At 35.2% G+C, this 17,852-nt stretch carries 19 protein-coding genes; 2 read left to right on the top strand and 17 right to left on the bottom strand.

Features of this window, described 5'->3' with window-relative positions:
* The coding region (locus D1606_RS12640; protein ID WP_147414516.1) for an NAD(P)/FAD-dependent oxidoreductase at positions 1-1,044 on the bottom strand (1,044 nt) is incomplete at its 3' end.
* A 186-nt stretch (positions 1,045-1,230) separates the two neighbouring features.
* Here D1606_RS12640 and D1606_RS12635 point away from each other — a divergent pair.
* Positions 1,231-1,467 carry a YuzB family protein gene (locus D1606_RS12635; RefSeq protein ID WP_119416372.1) on the top strand — a complete coding sequence of 79 codons (237 nt, stop codon included), beginning with the start codon at positions 1,231-1,233 and terminating at the stop codon, positions 1,465-1,467.
* A gap of 48 nt (positions 1,468-1,515) precedes the next feature.
* On the opposite strand, the gene D1606_RS12630 is transcribed toward D1606_RS12635, so the two are convergent.
* The gene (locus D1606_RS12630; protein WP_119416371.1) at positions 1,516-2,280 is read right to left on the bottom strand and encodes a TIGR01457 family HAD-type hydrolase; all 765 of its coding nucleotides are present in this window, start codon (positions 2,278-2,280) and stop codon (positions 1,516-1,518) included.
* Complete coding sequence (gene hepT, locus D1606_RS12625) at positions 2,280-2,729, bottom strand: type VII toxin-antitoxin system HepT family RNase toxin (protein WP_119416370.1); 450 nt, start codon at positions 2,727-2,729, stop codon at positions 2,280-2,282. The genes D1606_RS12630 and hepT overlap by 1 nt, the downstream gene beginning before the upstream one ends.
* 88 nt (positions 2,730-2,817) lie before the next feature.
* Here hepT and D1606_RS12620 point away from each other — a divergent pair, with 88 nt between their 5' ends.
* Positions 2,818-3,084 carry a DUF3055 domain-containing protein gene (locus D1606_RS12620; protein WP_119416369.1) on the top strand — a complete coding sequence of 89 codons (267 nt, stop codon included), beginning with the start codon at positions 2,818-2,820 and terminating at the stop codon, positions 3,082-3,084.
* Positions 3,085-3,177: 93 nt separating this feature from the next.
* On the opposite strand, the gene D1606_RS12615 is transcribed toward D1606_RS12620, so the two are convergent.
* From D1606_RS12615 to D1606_RS12550, 14 genes are all read right to left on the bottom strand, one after another.
* The gene (locus D1606_RS12615) at positions 3,178-3,603 is read right to left on the bottom strand and encodes a YutD family protein (protein WP_119416375.1); all 426 of its coding nucleotides are present in this window, start codon (positions 3,601-3,603) and stop codon (positions 3,178-3,180) included.
* Positions 3,604-3,631: 28 nt separating this feature from the next.
* Positions 3,632-4,549 (bottom strand): lipoyl synthase, encoded by a 918-nt coding sequence (lipA, locus tag D1606_RS12610; protein WP_119416368.1) that lies wholly within the window; start codon positions 4,547-4,549, stop codon positions 3,632-3,634.
* Positions 4,550-4,659: 110 nt separating this feature from the next.
* Positions 4,660-5,472 (bottom strand): sporulation protein YunB, encoded by an 813-nt coding sequence (gene yunB, locus D1606_RS12605; RefSeq protein ID WP_119416374.1) that lies wholly within the window; start codon positions 5,470-5,472, stop codon positions 4,660-4,662.
* Positions 5,473-5,522: 50 nt separating this feature from the next.
* On the bottom strand, positions 5,523-6,626 hold the full coding sequence (locus D1606_RS12600) for an HD-GYP domain-containing protein (RefSeq protein ID WP_119416367.1): 1,104 nt from the start codon (positions 6,624-6,626) through the stop codon (positions 5,523-5,525).
* A 44-nt stretch (positions 6,627-6,670) separates the two neighbouring features.
* Positions 6,671-8,029, bottom strand: coding sequence for a bifunctional metallophosphatase/5'-nucleotidase (locus D1606_RS12595; RefSeq protein WP_119416366.1), 1,359 nt, complete (start codon positions 8,027-8,029; stop codon positions 6,671-6,673).
* 18 nt (positions 8,030-8,047) lie between these two features.
* Positions 8,048-8,872: a sulfite exporter TauE/SafE family protein gene (locus D1606_RS12590; RefSeq protein ID WP_119416365.1), complete on the bottom strand. Its 825-nt coding sequence runs from the start codon at positions 8,870-8,872 to the stop codon at positions 8,048-8,050.
* A gap of 2 nt (positions 8,873-8,874) precedes the next feature.
* A complete protein-coding gene (locus D1606_RS12585) occupies positions 8,875-9,723 on the bottom strand; it encodes a DUF72 domain-containing protein (RefSeq protein WP_119416364.1) in 849 nt (282 codons plus the stop codon).
* 204 nt (positions 9,724-9,927) lie between these two features.
* Complete coding sequence (locus tag D1606_RS12580) at positions 9,928-10,299, bottom strand: VOC family protein (protein ID WP_119416363.1); 372 nt, start codon at positions 10,297-10,299, stop codon at positions 9,928-9,930.
* 362 nt (positions 10,300-10,661) lie between these two features.
* Positions 10,662-12,059, bottom strand: coding sequence for a Fe-S cluster assembly protein SufB (sufB, locus tag D1606_RS12575; RefSeq protein WP_119416362.1), 1,398 nt, complete (start codon positions 12,057-12,059; stop codon positions 10,662-10,664).
* 32 nt (positions 12,060-12,091) lie between these two features.
* Positions 12,092-12,529, bottom strand: a complete 438-nt coding sequence (gene sufU, locus D1606_RS12570) for a Fe-S cluster assembly sulfur transfer protein SufU (protein ID WP_199670748.1) — start codon at positions 12,527-12,529, stop codon at positions 12,092-12,094.
* Positions 12,516-13,748 (bottom strand): cysteine desulfurase, encoded by a 1,233-nt coding sequence (locus D1606_RS12565; protein WP_119416361.1) that lies wholly within the window; start codon positions 13,746-13,748, stop codon positions 12,516-12,518. The genes sufU and D1606_RS12565 overlap by 14 nt, the downstream gene beginning before the upstream one ends.
* Positions 13,748-15,055: a Fe-S cluster assembly protein SufD gene (sufD, locus tag D1606_RS12560; RefSeq protein ID WP_119416360.1), complete on the bottom strand. Its 1,308-nt coding sequence runs from the start codon at positions 15,053-15,055 to the stop codon at positions 13,748-13,750. The genes D1606_RS12565 and sufD overlap by 1 nt, the downstream gene beginning before the upstream one ends.
* 18 nt (positions 15,056-15,073) lie before the next feature.
* Entirely contained in the window at positions 15,074-15,865 is a 792-nt protein-coding gene (sufC, locus tag D1606_RS12555) for a Fe-S cluster assembly ATPase SufC (RefSeq protein ID WP_299513711.1), read from the bottom strand.
* Positions 15,866-16,369: 504 nt separating this feature from the next.
* On the bottom strand, positions 16,370-17,851 hold the full coding sequence (locus D1606_RS12550) for a glutamate synthase subunit beta (protein ID WP_119416358.1): 1,482 nt from the start codon (positions 17,849-17,851) through the stop codon (positions 16,370-16,372).
* Position 17,852: the final 1 nt, after the last annotated feature.

The raw sequence follows: 17,852 nt of genomic DNA, 5'->3' as shown, positions 1-17,852 counted from the left end.
CATCCATAGCAATCCAGATTTCATCAGACGTGCTATACGTCCAGTAACAGTTGTATCTGCTAGATATACGAAACCTTGTTTTTTACCAAGAGCTCCCATAAAGCCTTTTAGCTTAATTTCAGGCATTTTTTCTGGTAGTGGTTGGTTGCTCCAACGTAATTTCAATACTTTTACAATATGTTCTGCTTGTTCTTCAGCAAGCTGAGCACTTGGACCGAATTGAGAAGCTGCACAGTCACCAACTACATACACAGATTCATCGCTTGGAACATTCATATATTGTGTGACTTCAATACGACCACGGTTCAATTCTAGACCTGTATCGCGTGCTACTTTTACTGGTTGAATACCAGCTGTCCATACGACTGCATCCACTTCGATTTTTTCTTCATGATTATAAAGAATTTTATCTTCAACTTTTGTAATATTTGATTTTGCAATAACTTCAACGTCATGGCTATCAAACCATTTTTTCACGTATTTACTTAAACGTTCTGGGAAGTCTTTTAAAATACGTGGTCCACGGTCAAATAGTTTAATCTTAAGATCTGCACGACTCTCACGTAATTCACTTGCTAATTCGATACCACTTAATCCAGCTCCAACAATTGCAACTGTTGAACCTGATGGTAATCCTGCTAATGCATTGTACGTAATACGAGACTTAGCCATAGTTTGGATACTGTAAGTATATTCTGCTGCTCCTGGTACATTATGATAATTATCTTCACAACCAAGTCCAATAACTAAATCGTCATATTCAACTTTTTTACCATCTTCAAGAAGAACTACTTTATTTTCTAAATCGATGCGTTCAATTTCTCCGTATACAGCTGAAAGTCTGTTGTTCTCTGGGAATTTAACTCGAATATCCTTTTCAGGTGTTGTTCCTGCAGCCAAAGCATAAAATTCAGTTTTTAAACTATGGAATGGTGCACGATCTACGAGAGTAATTTGTACATCTTCTGGAAAATTATTTGGCAATAAGCGAAGTAAAATACGCATGTTGCCATAGCCACCGCCTAATAATACTAATCGTTTCATAATAATCTCCCTTATTAACAATTTTGTCACATTTAAATCTGTCCTTAACGAGTATAGCTGATTGTGATAACTTTCACAATATCTTTGTGATAACTTTCACAATTCAAGTAGAAAAACGAACTAAGTAGAAAAATTGACGAATAAAAAAAATAATAGTAGCATTCGAAGGGTGAGGTGACGTGTTATATGAATCCACTTGTTGAATTTTGCGTCAGCAATTTGGCTAACGGCTCCCAAGAAACATATGAAGTGCTAGAACAAGATCCAAATGTAGATGTGCTTGAATATGGTTGTCTAAGCTATTGTACAAGATGTTCTGAAAAATTATATGCACTTGTCAATGGAGATTTGGTTGAAGCCGAAACACCAGAGGAATTAACGAAAAAAATTTATCAATTTATAGAGGAAAATCCTTTATTTTAAGGAAATGGGACCTACTAAGTCTTTTATGATTTAATAGGTCCTTCATTTCTATTCTATACATTCTAACAATGTTTTAACCGTGTATGTTGCTGTTTTTTCTTTATTTTGAACATCTTCTGTACGCGTTACTCCTGTATTGACATGTAATGTGTCAATTCCAAAACGAATCCCTGCAAGGATATCCGTATCATAGTTGTCCCCAATCATTAACATATCTTCTTTTTGTAAATTAAATTCTTGGCGAATAATTTCAAGCATATGTGTAGCTGGTTTACCAATATAAATAGGTGCAACATCTGTTACATTATGAATCATTTCTGCTATAGCGCCATTACCAGGTGCAAATCCATACTCGCTTGGAAATTTTACATCACCATTTGTTGCTATGAATACTGCACCATTTTGTATAGCATAGCATGCCTCTGCCAACATTTGATAAGTTAGTTCCGTATTCATACCTTGCACAAAAACGTCTGGATTATTCGAAACAACTTCCATACCTGTATCAAGAATAGCTTGCTTTAACCCATCTCCACCTAAAACCTTGACCGTCTTATTAGGAAAATGCTTAGCAATATACTTGGTAGTAGCCATTGCAGAAGTCATAATATGATCTTTTTTTGCTTCAATCCCCATATTGAGTAATTTGCTTTGTAGTTGTTCACCAGTCATTTTCGCATTATTTGTAACGAAGAAGGGTTCAATTCCCTGTTGCTTTAAATAATTTATAAAATCTTTTGCCTCTGATATAGGTTCAGATCCTTTATAGACCGTTCCATCTAGATCAAAGCAATAAGCTTTATACTTTCTCATTATTGTTCCTCAGGGATAAATGCAGTAACTGGTCCTAACTCATTGATCAAGTATTTATTTACGCATGGTGAAAACGCTTTAATAACATTTAAATGCTCATTTAGAACTTTAATAACTTCTTGGTCATCTACTTCTAAAATATCGCGTACAAGCCCTCTACGAAGACCGATTAACGCTTTAAGTGGTTGTTCCATATCAGCAGTGATTACTTTTTCGTCTACTAAAATATCGATGATGTCTTCATAACTGCCCGGATCTCTCATGATAAAACCATCAATCATTGAGTTTCCAACATCTATAATAGCTTCAATTAAAACGTTTGCAATACGTTCTACAGCTAGTTTATGCACATCATCCATTAACCAATTTTCTGTTTGTTGAAAAGTATTCATAATAGAATCCATATATTCAAGATTATTTGTAATTTTTTTTCGATCAACAAAATACATTTTGCTTCCTCCATTCAAATAGTAAAGGTTGATACCTTATTCTCTTCTATAGTAACATAACTTTAGAACCGGAAGGGGTTATGAATAAATGGAAAGATTTTTTTTATATGATGATATAGAAGAGAATAAGACAAGATTTGTTAGCTTCATGGGTGAAAACCAACGATATGATTTGGCAATAATGCAAAGCAACCGTTTCTATGGAAAAGTTCTTGTTTTAGATATGCAACATAATCGATTTGCTATTATCGGATCTGATGATTTAGACGAACCAGGCTACCTAGAAGACGTATACAAAAGATCGCCAGAGGAAGCTCAGGAGATTCGAGAATATTTGTATGAACTAATTGGTTAAGATGACTTTATTCTATAGGGATAGTGTGTTCAAAAAGTAAGCATAAAAATCAGTTGAATTTTATTTAACTGCATAAAAAAACATCGAGAGGGTTTAAAATTGCCCTTGCTCGATGTTTTTTTGTTGTTCTAAATCATTCTCTAAATTACTTTCATCCAATTGAGGTGTATCCGTTTCTTCGATCAAGATAATATCTTCCTCTACTGCTTCAATCATCTCTTTAGATGAATCCACCAATTGAGGTGCTTTCCCTATTTTTTTTAATACAAAATAGGAACAGCCAAAATTACAATATTCGTATAAATAATCTTGTAGCGTGCTAATTCGTGTATCAAAAGTAGCCTTTTGGTTTTTATCTTCATAGAAGCCTTTTAAACGAAGTTGACCATAGCCCCAGTCTCCAACAATATAATCATACTTCGATAAAATATCACTATAACGGCCATTAAAATCTTCTTGTTTAAATCCTTCTTTTACATTTTCAATGATTTCATACATTGATTGATCTGCAATAATCATTTTATCACCATCCATTTTTTAAAGATGATTACGCATTTTCTCCAAGCGCATGTTTATGTTTTGCAGCTTCATTTACTTGTTCATCTGCATGATAACTACTACGAACTAAAGGACCTGCCTCACAATGGCTAAAGCCTTTAGACATGGCTATTTTACGAAGCTTTCCAAACTCCAATGGAGAATAGTATTTCTTCACTGGTAAATGCTTTTTCGTTGGTTGAAGATACTGACCTATTGTCATAATATCTACATTATTTGCGCGTAAGTCATCCATTACTTCAATAATTTCTTCTTCTGTTTCCCCAAGACCAATCATTAAAGATGACTTTGTAGGAATATCTGGTTGCATTTCTTTCGCGCGCTTTAAAAACTCTAAAGAACGATCATATGTTGCACGTGCACGAACTCTTGGTGTTAACCGTCTTACTGTCTCTATATTATGATTCAAAATATCTGGTTTTGCATCCATTAATATTTGTAAATTTTCTTTTACTCCTCCCATATCAGAAGGCAATACTTCGATGGAAGTAAACGGACATTTGCGACGGATTGCTCGAACTGTTTCAGCAAGGACGCTTGCTCCTCCATCTTTTAAATCATCACGTGCCACAACAGTAATGACAACATGCTTTAAATTCATAAGCTGTACGGAATCTGCTACACGTTCAGGTTCTGCTAAATCCAGTTCAGTAGGAAGACCTGTCTTAACTGCACAAAATCGACATGCACGCGTACATATATCACCTAAAATCATAAATGTGGCTGTACGGCGTTCACCCCAACATTCGTGAATGTTAGGACACTTTGCCTCCTCACAAACCGTATGTAAATTTTTCTCCCTCATTAGCTTTTTTAAACCTTTATATTCTTCGTTTGTATTTAGTTTAATTTTGAGCCAATCTGGTTTTCGAATATATTCTCCCTTTGTTGGTTTACATGATGTCACGATAAGTCAGCTCCCATCGATTAAGTAAATGTGAAAATCCCTTACTGTTGTCAATTTAACATATTAAAGGTTTTCTCTCAACCTTGGGTTACTCTTAAATGGTATTTATTCTAATTATTATCTGAAGCAGGTGGCGCTGTTGGAGATGGTGCATTTGTTGAAGAATTTGGTGGTGTAGCAGGTAATGGCACTTCAATAGCCGGTTGGGTTGATGAAGCATCACTAGAATAAATATACGGAACATTCCCTTTTAACAAAGTGATTGCTACAGGTATTTTTTGTTCCACTGTTGCTGACATACTATCAAAAGGAACAATTATTTGGACATTAACTGTTGTACGCACACTGTATTTGACAGCAGCGTTGTTAATACCGAACTCTTGAATTTCTTGTTCCATATTAACCTGAACATTCCCTATCACATGGAAACGGATAGGGATTTTCGGACCTAGATTTCCGAGTAACGGCAAACCTGTGGCAAGTCCAATTGGTACGTAAAATACAATTCCGCCATCTCTCTGCATGGATTCCTCATCATATTCGATATCTTCATATTTTGGTAAATGATCTAAATTTCCTTTTTCCGCTTCTTCTAAATGTGATTGAACTAATGTTTGTGTTTCCGCCATAATTCGAGTAATCACTTCTGTATTCAACTTTGAATCGACTAGCCCCTGATTTTCTCCTTCTCCTACACTTTCAATTACTTCATTGCTATCAAGTACATTTGAAGTTCTTGATGTTATAGCCTTACTAATTACATAAGATGCGATTTTATTGGTTTCAACTTCAGCATACCGCATAAATGTGGGCATAAGTTGAGCATTAATGTAATAAAAAAATAGCAATACGCAACCTAAAAGACTAACCAATACCATTGGGAATAGACGTGATCGCCTGAATAGTTGCTTTCTCTTTTTCATCAATCGCACAAAAATACCTCCTAATCAATAATATGAATAGGAGGTTGCCATTATTCGACTTGTGATAAATATTCAACTTCAACCTTTTTGACGGATAGGTCTACTTCATCAGCTAATAAAATTTCATATGTAGCTTTAAGTATTTCGTTATTTTCCTCGAATATCCGAACCCATGGTCTCTCTGTGTTTTCTTTATTTTGCTTACAAACAATCCCTCTACGACCATCAGATAATAATAGGACAGTTCCATTAGGATAATATGCTACACAACGTCTTAAAGCATTTACTACTTTTTCGTCGTATAATGTACCACTGCCTTCTTTAATAATATCCATCCCTAGTGAAGGAAGCATCTTATTTCGATACACTCGATTTGAAGTAACCGCATCAAATACATCTGCTACTGCAATAATTTTTGCATATGGATGGATTTCGAAATCCAGCAATCCTCTTGGATAACCACTGCCATCTAATCGTTCATGATGTTGAAATGCACAATGTGCAGATAATAGGGAAATCGTATGTAAATTTCTCAAAATGTCAAAACCGTACTTAGTATGCTGTTTCATGATTTCGTATTCTTCGTTTGTTAATCTTCCTGGTTTTTTAAGTATTTCCTGAGGAATCATCATCTTTCCGATATCATGTAGTATAGCACCTATTCCTATTTGACGAATTTCAACCGCATTATATTTCATTTCCTTTGCAATCGCAATCGAGTAAACCGCTACTTGCAAGGAATGCTGATAGATATAGTTATCATAAAGAAAAGCATCACTTAGAATGGTTAAAATTTCTTTGTTATTCATAATATTATTCAACAAATCATCAATAATTAATGTAAATTGCTTCGATTGACGGTCCAGACAATATGTAACATCTTTTCCTTTCAGCATTTTTAACTGATTAAAAGATGACGTTATTTGCTGTACCGCATGTTGTCTTACTGTTCTAGGTATGGCTTCTTTTACTTCGATATCTTTTGATATACTATCGTCAATGTATACATATTGTATATTCAATTCTTGTAATCGTTTGATAATCAGATCTGATACTTTTACACCCTTTTGTAATAATGGTCTACCAATCTCATTCCAAATTGTCCTACCTATTACCATGCCCGTTTGTAATACTTCCGTTGATATCAACCGCATGCTGTTCTTCCCCAATCATCTCAAAAATCAGTATATTAAAACAACTATGATTTATTTCTATATGACATCAGAATATCACGTAGAAATTCTGGTAACAAGTAGGTTTTTGGTAATTTTTTTAACTCTGGGAAGAAATAACCGAAAGTAAACATATCTAACGTCACTAACTTATAAACGTTAGTATCACTTGTTTTCTTTCCATTTACCAATAGTTCTCCATCAGAATTAAGCGAAAATCCATATGTCAAAATTTTGCCAAGAATTACCCCTCTAAAGCCCAATCCTTTTAACTCTGTTCTTGGCCAATCTAATGATTTCTGTGCAAGCTCTAAAACTTCTTTAAGTTTTTCACCTGTCATTTCAATGACACAAGCATTGATGGGATGAGGTAGACATTGATGGATGTCAAAGGCTGTAACTGTCCCTTTGGGAATATCCCTTAAAAATATTCCGGCATTGAACATCGCACAATCTGCTTTTGAAAATTGTAATAATTCCTTGGCAAAAAAGCGAGATAATGTTGAGTGATGATACCATTCTTTATTTAAATAATGATCTGCCTCAAATACCGGATAATTTAAGAGTTCCTTTCCTTTTTGTATTAACGATTGATCAAATTGTTCCTCATCCTTAACTGGTGGTAAATCTGACGTTCTATATAACTCTGTCTTTTTCTGAACAATTTTATCCAATTCATCGTCAAATTGAATTTCTGTATGCCCTACAAAAAAGCCAAATTTGCCTCCACCTGTTAATAATGTATTTCCAACTATTTTACCTTCATGCAATACATGATGAGTATGAGAACCGAAAATCACATCTATTTGCGGACATTGTATAGCTAATTGTTCATCCATTTGAATACCTAAATGAGACATACAAAGTAAGATATCGACTAAAGGGTGTATTTCATTTACAATATCCTGCAATACAGGTAATGGGTCTTCAATCGTCCATCCTAATGGCTCATAATAAGTTCGGAATTCTGCAGTTGCAGCAATAACACCAATTTTTGTCCCCTGTGCAGTCTTAAAAATTTTAAACGGTTTCGCCCACTTTGGCACTTTATTTTCCGTTTTTAAATTACCTACTATCACATCAAATTTTGCATCATCATACAATTTGTTTAAATCAGCTTTTGACAATGTAATTCCTTCATTATTTCCAATCGTCACTGCATCATATAGCCCATCATTTAATAGCTCAATATTTCCTTTTCCTAGAGTTGCCTCTGTATAAATATGTGATCGGTCAATAAAATCTCCGATATCAAAAATATAACAACTATCTTCCATTTCGTTATGCCATTTTTTTCGATCAGTTAGTAACTTTTGAATACGTGGCCAATATCCAAAATGGCTATGAACATCATTCGTATGATATAAATGAATCGTTTCTAACATGGTGACACCTCTCTATGCTTAGAACAATCCCTCATAAATAGAGCGTATTCCAAGTAACAATAATATTATTCGTAAAGCAAATACTAATGTATTTGAATTTATTTTTTTATTCACAGCAGCACCCAACTTGGCTCCAATATAAGCACCTGGCACTACTGGAAGTGTATATAACCAAGGTACATGTCCCAGGTAAATATGACTTGCTGAGTTAATAATGGATGATAAAAACACCATGAACATAGACGTTGCCACTGCAACATGTGGTGGAAATGCAAACAAAATAATCATTGCTGGTACAATCATCGATCCACCACCGATACCAAATAGGCCTGATGCCATCCCAATTAGAAATGTTAATAGTATAGCAAACCAAATTGGATACCCATACACATACTCTTTATCGTCTTTTAAATCCGAGAATGTTTGTTTCATTCCACGGTTTACAAACCAATCAATTGGTTTTAGATAGTCACGAATAAGTAGTATGATTGCTAAAATAATAAGTAATATACCAAAGTATAAGTTAAAAGAAGGCAAATCTATTCCCTTATTAATATAGGCACCTAAAATTGTACCTGGCGCACTCCCTATAAAGAATATCAACCCACTCTTATAATCCACCAATTTTGATTTCATATACGACAGTGTAGAAGCTAATCCTGTCGCGATCATCATAATAACAGATAGGCCTACAACTTTTTGTGGTGTTAAATCAGGAATCATTCCAAGTGTAGTACCAATATATAACGTAGCCGGTACAAGAATGGCTCCACCACCAAGCCCAACAAGTGCACCAATTATTCCTGAACACACACCTATTACAGCTAGTAAAATATATACCATTACTACTCTCCTTCAAATAAATCTAATTGTTTTGGGGATAGATTGTGATACTCAACACCAAGCATTTTCTGTAATGTCTTTGCGTTTGAAGCTGCGTGATGACCTGAATTATTATTAAATAATACATACACTTCTTTTGCAGACTGTTGCAATTTTTCTACAACTTCTTTTAAATATATTAGTTCTTCGTTTGTATAATCATATAAAAATCGAACTTTTCTCCATTGTTCGTTATTACCTGGATTTCGCCATCCGTGTACATTTCGTCCATGTATTCGAAGTAACACCTTGTCACCTGTCACAACCGGCACTAAAGGTACTGACCCTTCTCCAGCTTGTGGCTCATCACAAACTGTATGAAAGAGCTGCTGACCCCTTAAAAAGCTCAATGTTCCATCCATAAATTTCTCACTATACCAAGTGCGATTTCGGAATTCTATAGCTATAGGGAAATCGTTAAGTTGCTGTTTAATATAACGTATATACTGAACATTCTTTTGTTGACAATCAAACCATGGTGGAAATTGCACAAGTACAAGTGCCAATTTTCCGGTTTCTTGGAATTTATGTATAGATTCTTTAAAAACATTAAACATCTCATCTACCGTTCCATAGGGATTATCATCTCGTAAATGTCCGGTCATTCCTTGATAGGCTTTCACCACAAACTGAAAGTGATTAGGCGTTTCAGCAATCCATTTTTGTACATTTGCAATAGAAGGAATGGAATAGAAAGAAGTATCTAATTCTACTATTGGAAAATGACCGCTATAATCAAATAACTTATCTTTTGATAAAGAACGATATAGACTTGGATGATCGCCCCATCCAGTTAATCCGATGTGTATCATAGGTCTCCCTCCTATTGGTTAAGTATATTCATCATATCATAGCATCAATCAGAAACCATATTAAATCCATTGAAATTATATTAATTGTAACAATGCTCTTCTTTCATCTTGTTTAATATTTTTTATAATAATGCAGATTATGAGATAAACAAAAAGAGATATAACCGCAAATTTAACATTGCTGTGTATATCTCTCCAACATATTTATCTTTCAATCGCTAGCCCAAATCCGATTAAATAACCATCTAAATCACGAATAGCAAACTCTTTTAGTTTTTCGTCCCCTATTTCTCTTATTTTTGGATAATAGGCAAAAAGAGCGCCATGAGCTTTTGCTTCATGAAACAATTTATCTAATCTTTCTTCATCTTCGACATAACTAAACACATTCCACAGATTTCGATTTGGTTTTACATCCTCTATTTTTTCAGCTTGTACTAACTTTATAGCTAGTCCACAATCTCTGCGAAAAAGAATTCCATCGACCTCATGACAACTTAATACAGTTTGATAAAAAAGTCTTGCTAATTCAATATCAGACACGAGTAGTACACTTACAGATGAAAGTAAATGCATAAAAAATACTACACCCCATTATAAAGAGTTTGTTATCTAGTTCTGAATAATCAGAACATTTTTCAACTATTACATCATATCACGTTTTTCTTGCTAAATATACAATTTTTTGTGAAAAAACTTATAATCAGCAGACACGAGTTATCCTTATTTTTAGTAGGGTTTGAACGATATGACTTTACTTCTGACTTTACTGTAATACTTTTCTCATAATTAGATCAGAAATTTATAAAAAAGAGTAGAAATCATCTCATTCAATCATATTGAATTAGATGATTTCTACCCATATTTAATACTAAATTCGATTTTCGTGTGCAGGGAATTATTTCAATTCCTTTTAAAGCACCTTATACACTAAAGGATTAGCCGATTGAACCTTCCATCTCGAATTTGATCAGACGGTTCATTTCTACTGCGTATTCCATTGGAAGTTCTTTTGTGAATGGTTCGATGAAGCCCATAACGATCATTTCTGTTGCTTCTTGTTCAGAAACACCACGGCTCATCAAGTAGAATAATTGTTCTTCAGACACTTTAGAAACTTTTGCTTCATGCTCTAGAGCAATTTGGTCATTCATGACTTCGTTATATGGAATTGTATCAGAAGTAGATTGGTTATCCATGATTAATGTATCACATTCAACATTTGCACGTGCATTTGTTGCCTTTTTACCAAATTTCACTTGACCACGGTATGTTACGTTACCACCATGTTTTGAAATTGATTTAGAAACAATAGTTGAAGATGTATTTGGTGCTAAGTGAATCATTTTGGCACCTGTATCTTGGTTTTGACCACGACCTGCGATAGCAATTGATAATGTCATACCACGAGCGCCTTCACCTTTTAAGATACAAGCTGGATATTTCATCGTAAGTTTAGAACCAATGTTACCATCAATCCATTCCATTGTAGCATGTTCTTCACATGTAGCACGTTTTGTAACTAAGTTATAAACGTTGTTTGCCCAGTTTTGGATTGTTGTATAACGGCAATAAGCATCTTTTTTGATGAAGATTTCTACAACAGCACTATGAAGAGAACTTGTTGTGTAAACTGGTGCAGTACATCCTTCTACATAATGTACACTTGCACCTTCATCAACAATAATTAAAGTACGTTCAAATTGTCCCATATTTTCAGAGTTAATACGGAAGTAAGCTTGTAGCGGTGTTTCAAGAACAACGCCTTTTGGTACATAGATGAATGATCCACCAGACCAAACAGCTGAGTTTAGAGCTGCAAATTTGTTATCGTTAGGTGGGATTGCTTTACCAAAGTATTCTTTGAAGATATCTTCGTTTTCACGAAGAGCTGAGTCAGTATCTTTGAAGATAACACCCATACTTTCAAGTTCTTCTTTCATATTGTGGTAAACAACTTCTGATTCATATTGTGCAGATACACCTGCAAGGTATTTTTGTTCTGCTTCTGGAATACCAAGTTTATCGAAAGTTGCTTTGATTTCTGCTGGTACTTCATCCCAAGATTTTTGAGTAGCTTCAGATGGTTTTACATAGTACGTAATTTCATCGAAGTTTAGTGCAGATAAATCGCCACCCCATTGTGGCATTGGTTTTGAATAGAACACATCCAATGATTTTAGACGGAAATCTAACATCCATTGTGGCTCATTTTTCATTTTAGAGATTTCTTTAACGATTTCAGGAGTTAGCCCACGTTCTGTACGGAAAATGGATACGTCTTTATCATGGAAGCCGTACTCGTAATCGCCAATTTCAGGCATTTTTTTAGCCATTTTTTCTCCTCCGTTCTGTAATTTCATCTATTTTATAAGTTCGCTTCTTTTATGCCCTTTTCCATAGCTTTCCAAGAAAGTGTTGCACATTTAATACGTGCAGGGAATTGTGATACACCAGATAACGCTTCAACATCACCAAGGTCTAGTGAATCATCGTGATCATGGCCTAACATCATTTCTGAGAAGACTTGTGCTAATTTAACAGCTTCTTCAGTAGTTTTACCTTTAATCGCTTGTGTCATCATTGAAGCAGAAGACATTGAAATTGAACAACCTTCTCCTTCAAATTTAGCATCTACGACAATACCATCTTCTACTTTTATAGATAAGTGTATGCGATCTCCACAAGTTGGGTTATTCATATCGATTGATACATTAGAATCATCAATTACACCTTTGTTACGAGGTTTTTTATAATGATCCATAATAACAGAACGATATAGTTGATCTAGTTTATTCATTGACATCAGCAAAATACTCCTTCGCATTACGCAACCCTTCAACAAGTCGGTCAATGTCAGCTTCTGTATTGTAAATATAGAAGCTTGCACGAGCTGTTGCTGAACATTCAAGCCATTTCATCAATGGTTGAGCACAGTGGTGTCCTGCACGAACAGCAATACCTTCCATATCAAGTACTGTTGCAACATCATGTGGATGTACGCCATCTAAGTTAAATGTAACAAGACCAGAACGTTTTGCTGCATCTTGTGGACCATAGATAGAAACTCCTTCGATTGCGCTAAGTTGCTCAATTGCATAACGAGTTAATCTTTGTTCGTGTTCAATGATGTTGTCCATACCTATTTCTTCTAAGAAATCGATTGCAGCACCTAAACCAATAGCTCCAGCTATATTAGGGGTACCACCTTCAAATTTCCATGGAAGGTCAGCCCAAGTTGACTCATACAAACCAACAATACTAATCATTTCCCCACCAAAATCGATTGGGTTCATGGCTTCCAGGTGCTCTTTTTTACCATATAATACACCAATACCTGTTGGCCCGCACATCTTATGACCAGAAAATGCTAAGAAGTCACAATCTAAATCTTGAACATCTGTTTTAAAATGTGGTACACCTTGTGCGCCATCAACGACCATCACTGCACCATGTGCATGTGCTACTGCTGCAATTTCTTTTACTGGGTTAAGAGTACCAAGAACATTTGATGCATATGCAATAGCGACGATCTTTGTACGATCTGTAATAGCCTCTTTGACTTTGTCCATTGACAATGTACCATCTGGATTCATATCAATATATTTTAAAGTTGCATTTTTTTCTTTCGCTAATTGTTGCCATGGAATCAGGTTTGAATGGTGTTCCATATAAGTGATGACGATTTCATCGCCTTCACCAACATTTGCACGGCCGTAACTTAAAGCAACCATATTCAATGAGTTTGTAGTACCTTTTGTAAAAATAATTTCTTCAGTTGAATTTGCATTGATAAACTTACGAACTTTTTCACGTGCACCTTCATAAGCATCTGTTGCACGATTTCCTAATGTATGCACGCCACGGTGAACATTAGAATTTTCGAATTCGTAGTAATGTTTTACAGCTTCCAAAACCTGAATAGGTTTTTGTGTAGTAGCTGCACTATCTAGATAAACTAGAGGGTGTCCATTGACTTCTTGATCTAAAATTGGAAAATAGCCTCGAATATTAGTTTTTATCATTAGCGAACTTTCCTTTCAATAACCTCCGTCAGTTGTTTTTTTACTCCGTCAATAGGGAGCTTATTAACAACTGGTGCAAGGAATCCGTGGATTACTAAACGTTCAGCTTCTGCTTTAGAAATCCCACGACTCATTAAATAATATAGTTGTACGGGATCTACGCGACCTACAGAAGCAGCGTGACCTGCTGTTACATCATCTTCATCGATTAATAGAATTGGGTTTGCATCCCCACGTGCGTCTTTGTTTAACATAAGGACACGTGATTCTTGTTCTGCATCAGCTTTAGTAGCACCGTGTTCAATTTTACCAATACCATTGAAAATACCACGTGAAGAATCTTTCATAACACCATGAATTAGGATATAACCATTTGAAGCTTTACCCCAGTGTCTAACTTCAGTAGTAAAGTTTTGGCTTTGATCTCCACGACCGACAACTACAGATTTAGTATCAGCATATGAACCGTCACCTTTTAGGTACGTAACATTTTCTGAAATTGTATCACTATCATTCATTAAGCCTAAAGCCCAATCCACTTTTGCATCACGATGTAGAATAGCACGACGATTCACATAAGTAGTAAAGCCTTTAGCAAGAACATCAACAGCACCATAAGTAACAGAAGCATTATCATTTACGATTACTTCTGAAATAATATTTGCTTGTCCTTTAGCTTCTTCTACTGTAGAAAGATAATTTTCTACGTAAGTAATAGAACTATTTGCTTCAGCCACAACTAATACATGGTTGTATAATGATGCATCCGCATTATCATGAAGGAATACAGCTTGGATAGGTTCTTCTACGATAACATCTTTAGGAACATATACAAATACACCGCCATTTACTAAAGCTGCATGTAAAGCTGTTAGCTTATGTTGGTCTATTTTTACGCCTTCAGTCATAAAATATTTTTGAACTAGATCGCCATGTTCGCGAGCTGCTGTTAAAATATCTGTTAAAATAACACCTTTTGAAGCTAATTCTTCAGAAACTTTTAAATAAGCTGGTGTATTATTGTGTTGAATATAAACATTTTGTTGACCTTCAGCATCAACAATTGCCTTTACTTCTTCTGGAAGTTCTTCAAGACTAGCATATGTTGTACTTTCAACTGTATGTGTAGGAAATTCTGTAAAGTTCCATTTTTCAACATTTGTTTTATCTGGTTTTACCATTGGCAGTGTTTCTACATCCGCTAATGCACGTTCACGAAGCTCAGTCAACCAGCTAGGTTCATTGTTAGCTTCAGAGAAAGAGCGTACATCTTGAGCGGTTACTGATAATTTTGTTTCAACCGTCATGTTTGCTCGCCCTCCCTATTATGCTTCTTGTCCTGTTGTTTCTTCTTCGTCTTCGATACCTAATTCTTTTTTGATCCAGTCATAACCTTCTGCTTCAAGTTTTTCTGCTAATTCAGCACCACCAGAACGAACTACTTTACCTTGCATCATAATATGAATATGATCAGGAGTAATATAGTTAAGTAAACGTTGATAGTGAGTGATCATTACGCAACCAAAACCTTCACCGCGCATAGCGTTGATACCTTTTGATACGACTTTTAGAGCATCGATATCAAGACCAGAGTCGATTTCATCTAGGATTGCAAATTTAGGTTTAATCATCATTAATTGAAGAATTTCGTTACGTTTCTTTTCACCGCCAGAGAAACCTTCGTTTAAATAACGTTGTCCCATTTCTTCAGGCATTTCTAAGAAATCCATTTTTTCATCTAATTCACGGATGAATTTCATAAGTGAAACTTCGTTACCTTCACCACGACGAGCATTAATAGCAGAACGTAAGAAATCTGCATTTGTAACACCTGAAATTTCAGATGGATATTGCATTGCTAGGAATAGACCAGCTTTTGCACGTTCGTCTACTTCCATTTCAAGAACATTTTCACCATCTAAAGTGATAGAACCTGAAGTAACCTCATATTTTGGGTGACCCATAATAGCAGAAGCTAAAGTAGATTTACCTGTACCATTTGGCCCCATGATTGCATGAATTTCGTTTGTATTGAGTGATAAGTTAACACCCTTTAAAATCTCTTTACCATCGATAGCGACGTGAAGATCTTTAATGACTAATGTTGACATTCTAATACCTCCATATAATCTCAATGAATGAAATGTATAATGCATTTCTAATTTAATATCATTCTAATTTTAGCCTAAAAAAAAGTGCTTTGCAAATCATTTGAAAATGTTTCTCAATTTAATCTAAGAAGGTTGGTATATATCTATTCTGAAACCTATTAGACAAGCAATTCCAGCTGTTTATTGAAAATAGACTGATTTTCAATAAACAGTTTTTAATTGAGAATGGATTTCACTACGCACACCGTAATAACATAAATTCTCAGTAGATTTATAACCTTTTTCTACAACATGGCTTTTGATATATCCATTTAAATATAGCGAATGTATATAGCTAAATTACTATCACGAAATACATTTTCTCACCTTATATAAGATACTTTTCCGTTGATACAAATTATCTTTTCAAGATTAAATCACTAAAAAAGCTAACTCCCTTCATTTAAAATGTTCCTTAAAGGCAACATTTTAAACCGGAGTTAGCTTTTCTTCTTAATTTTAATGAAATTATTATTGTGCTATTGCTTGGGTGCGAAGAAATGAGTTAACACTTTCTGCTACATTTCTTCCTTCATTGATAGCCCATACAACTAAACTTTGACCACGTCTTGCATCACCCGCTGCAAATATACCTTCTACATTTGTAGCATAGTTCGTTACTTTTGCGGCAATACGATTGTTTGTCACTTTCACACCAAATTGTTCAGCGACACCACTATCGGTACCTTCAAAGCCTATTGCAACAAACACATAGTCTGCTGGCCAAACTTTTTCAGTCCCCGGAAGTTCGTTAAAATATACATACCCTTCATCACTAATCACTTTTTCCATTTGAATAGTATGCAATTCTTTTATATGACCATTGCTATCTGCAACGATTTTCTTTGTTTGAATACAATATTCGCGAGGATCTCTACCATACTTTGCATCTGCTTCAGCATAGGCATAATCCAATTTATACACTTGTGGATTAGTTGGCCAAGGATTATCAACTGCACGATGTTCTGGCAACTGTGGATGTTTACCAAATTGATAGACTGACTTACAATTTTGGCGAATAGCTGTTGCGACACAGTCAGCACCTGTATCACCACCACCAATAACGATGACATTCTTGCCTTTCATGTCTAAATATTGACCATCCTCAAAATTTGAATCTAGTAAACTTTTTGTAGTAGAAGTTAAATAATCCATCGCCAAGACGACACCTTCAGAATCGCTACCTTCAATGCGTAAATGTCTTTGTTTTGTTGCTCCGGTACAAAGAATTACAGCATCAAATTCTTTTTTTAGTTCATCTGCAGTTACGCCTTTTCCAATTTCTGTATTTAATATAAAGTGAACACCTTCGTCTGAAAGTAATTGTACACGTCTTTCTACAACATCTTTGTCTAACTTCATGTTAGGAATACCGTAAGTAAGTAAGCCGCCTGCACGGTCAGATCTTTCATATACTGTTACAGAATGACCTAGCTGATTTAGTTGGTCTGCAGCTGCTAAGCCTGCAGGACCCGATCCAACAACAGCGACCTTTTTGCCAGTTCGATGTACAGGAATACGAGGTGTAATCCAACCATTTTCAAATCCTTTATCAATAATTGCGCGTTCGATACTTTTAATTGCAACTGCAGGATCTGAAATAGCTAGTGTACAAGATCCCTCACAAGGAGCAGGACAAACTCTACCTGTAAATTCTGGGAAATTATTTGTTAATAGTAAGCGATCAAGAGCTTCTTTCCATTTCCCGTGATAAACTAAATCATTCCATTCAGGAATTACATTATGAATTGGGCAACCCGCAGCAGAGCCACGGATTTCCATTCCCATATGACAAAACGGTGTACCACAATCCATACAACGTGCACCTTGGATTTGAAGTGCTTCGTCTGTTAGCCGTGAAGCATATTCTTTCCAATTTTTTATACGCTCTAGTGGTGGCTGTTCTTTCCCTTTTTCTCGACTATATTCCATAAATCCTGTTTTCTTCCCCAAC

This window comes from Rummeliibacillus sp. POC4 (assembly GCF_003576525.1).
Taxonomy (GTDB): domain Bacteria; phylum Bacillota; class Bacilli; order Bacillales_A; family Planococcaceae; genus Rummeliibacillus.
This window is presented reverse-complemented; position numbering and strand designations above follow the sequence as displayed.

Bases quoted from the DNA above. Each gene is read 5' to 3' on its own strand.
- D1606_RS12635 (WP_119416372.1), top strand. From the start codon at position 1,231: ATGAATCCACTTGTTGAATTTTGCGTCAGCAATTTGGCTAACGGCTCC.
- D1606_RS12630 (WP_119416371.1), bottom strand. From the start codon at position 2,280: ATGAGAAAGTATAAAGCTTATTGCTTTGATCTAGATGGAACGGTCTAT.
- hepT (WP_119416370.1), bottom strand. From the start codon at position 2,729: ATGTATTTTGTTGATCGAAAAAAAATTACAAATAATCTTGAATATATG.
- D1606_RS12620 (WP_119416369.1), top strand. From the start codon at position 2,818: ATGGAAAGATTTTTTTTATATGATGATATAGAAGAGAATAAGACAAGA.
- D1606_RS12615 (WP_119416375.1), bottom strand. From the start codon at position 3,603: ATGATTATTGCAGATCAATCAATGTATGAAATCATTGAAAATGTAAAA.
- yunB (WP_119416374.1), bottom strand. From the start codon at position 5,472: ATGAAAAAGAGAAAGCAACTATTCAGGCGATCACGTCTATTCCCAATG.
- D1606_RS12600 (WP_119416367.1), bottom strand. From the start codon at position 6,626: ATGCGGTTGATATCAACGGAAGTATTACAAACGGGCATGGTAATAGGT.
- D1606_RS12595 (WP_119416366.1), bottom strand. From the start codon at position 8,029: ATGTTAGAAACGATTCATTTATATCATACGAATGATGTTCATAGCCAT.
- D1606_RS12590 (WP_119416365.1), bottom strand. From the start codon at position 8,872: ATGGTATATATTTTACTAGCTGTAATAGGTGTGTGTTCAGGAATAATT.
- D1606_RS12585 (WP_119416364.1), bottom strand. From the start codon at position 9,723: ATGATACACATCGGATTAACTGGATGGGGCGATCATCCAAGTCTATAT.
- D1606_RS12580 (WP_119416363.1), bottom strand. From the start codon at position 10,299: ATGCATTTACTTTCATCTGTAAGTGTACTACTCGTGTCTGATATTGAA.
- sufB (WP_119416362.1), bottom strand. From the start codon at position 12,059: ATGGCTAAAAAAATGCCTGAAATTGGCGATTACGAGTACGGCTTCCAT.
- sufU (WP_199670748.1), bottom strand. From the start codon at position 12,529: ATGTCAATGAATAAACTAGATCAACTATATCGTTCTGTTATTATGGAT.
- D1606_RS12565 (WP_119416361.1), bottom strand. From the start codon at position 13,748: ATGATAAAAACTAATATTCGAGGCTATTTTCCAATTTTAGATCAAGAA.
- sufD (WP_119416360.1), bottom strand. From the start codon at position 15,055: ATGACGGTTGAAACAAAATTATCAGTAACCGCTCAAGATGTACGCTCT.